The sequence below is a fragment of the Arthrobacter sp. Bz4 genome, from assembly GCF_003075455.1.
Classification (GTDB): Bacteria; Actinomycetota; Actinomycetes; order Actinomycetales; family Micrococcaceae; genus Arthrobacter_D.
This window is the reverse complement of record NZ_QDAE01000067.1, coordinates 1-1,350: the sequence shown is the minus strand read 5'-3', so window position 1 is coordinate 1,350 and position 1,350 is coordinate 1. Positions and strand designations below refer to the sequence as shown.

Below are 1,350 nucleotides of genomic sequence, written 5' to 3'. Positions count from 1 at the left end.
CTGAACCGCCCTGGGTTTGTTGGAGGCTTCTGACCTTGGAAACGAGAATAGAGTCATGGCAAAGAGTCAGGGAACTGGGAGGCCGACGGCACGTCGGTATTCGCCGGAGGAGAAAGCCGCAGCGGTGCGGATGGTTCGAACCTTGCGGGCAGAGCTTGGGACCGAGCACGGGACGGTCCATCGGGTGGCTACTCAGCTCGGATACGGGGTTGAGTCGGTGCGGTCGTGGGTCAAGCAAGCCGACATCGATGACGGGCACGTCGCCGGTGTGAGTACTGCGGATGCGGGCCGGATGCGGGACCTTGAGCAAGAAGTACGGGAGCTGCGTCGGGCGAACGAAATCCTGAAACGGGCTGCGAGTTTCTTCGGGGCGGAGCTCGACCGCCAACACCGGAAGTAGTCGCGTTCATCGACGCGAACAAGGATCACGTCGTTGAGGGTCGCCCGCTTGGAGTCGAGCCCATCTGCAGCCTGTTGCAGGTGGCTCCGAGCACGTACTACGCCGCGAGGGACCGTGCACCATCGGCGCGTACCGTCAGCGACGCGGTCCTGATACCCGATCTAGTGGCCCTGTGGGAGAACAACTACCGCGTCTACGGGGTCCGTAAGCTTTGGAAAGCTGCGTGCCGGGCCGGAATGGACATCGGCCGCGACCAGACGGGCCGGTTGATGCGCGCCGCCGGCATCGAGGGCGCGACACGCTCGAAGCGGGTCAAAACGACCAGGGCTGACCCGGCTGCGGCGCGGCACCCGGATCTAGTCCGGCGGGAGTTCACCGCGGCGGCCCCGAACCGGCTCTGGGTGACCGACCTGACCTTCGTCCCGACATGGGCCGGCGTCGGGTACGTCTGTTTCATCATTGACGTGTTCAGCCGGATGATCGTCGGGTGGCGATGCGCGTCGCACATGCGCACCGAAATGGTTCTCGACGCGATCGAAATGGCCCGTTGGGGTCGTGGTGCTCACCACGAGGATCTTCGATGCCACAGCGATGCGGGCAGTCAATTCACGTCGATCCGCTACGGCGAACGTCTCGCGGAAATCGGCGCAACACCCTCGATCGGGACCGTCGGTGACAGCTACGACAACGCCCTCGCGGAGACGGTGAACGGCTACTACAAGACCGAACTCGTCCGCGGCCCCGCCCGACCCGGACCGTGGAAGACGGTCGAAGACCTCGAGCTAGCGACCCTCGGCTGGGTCCACTGGCACAACACCCAACGCCTCCACGGCTACCTCGGCGATGTTCCACCCGCGGAGTTCGAGCAGATGTTCTATGCTGACCAAACCGACCACGCTCAGCTGGCGGAAATCAAATAGCGCGAGTCTCCATCAAACCCAGAGCGGTTC

At 64.0% G+C, this 1,350-nt stretch carries 1 protein-coding gene and 1 other annotated feature; the gene reads left to right on the top strand.

Annotated features, from left to right (window positions below):
• Window positions 1-55 precede the first annotated feature (55 nt).
• Window positions 56-1,320 (top strand): IS3 family transposase gene (locus DDA93_RS16065; protein ID WP_116779317.1). Its coding sequence is split into 2 segments (ribosomal slippage): window positions 56-359 and window positions 359-1,320, totalling 1,266 coding nucleotides; the frame shifts between segments, so codons are not numbered across the junction.
• Window positions 355-489, top strand: a sequence feature (AL1L pseudoknot). It overlaps the preceding gene by 135 nt.
• Window positions 1,321-1,350: the final 30 nt, after the last annotated feature.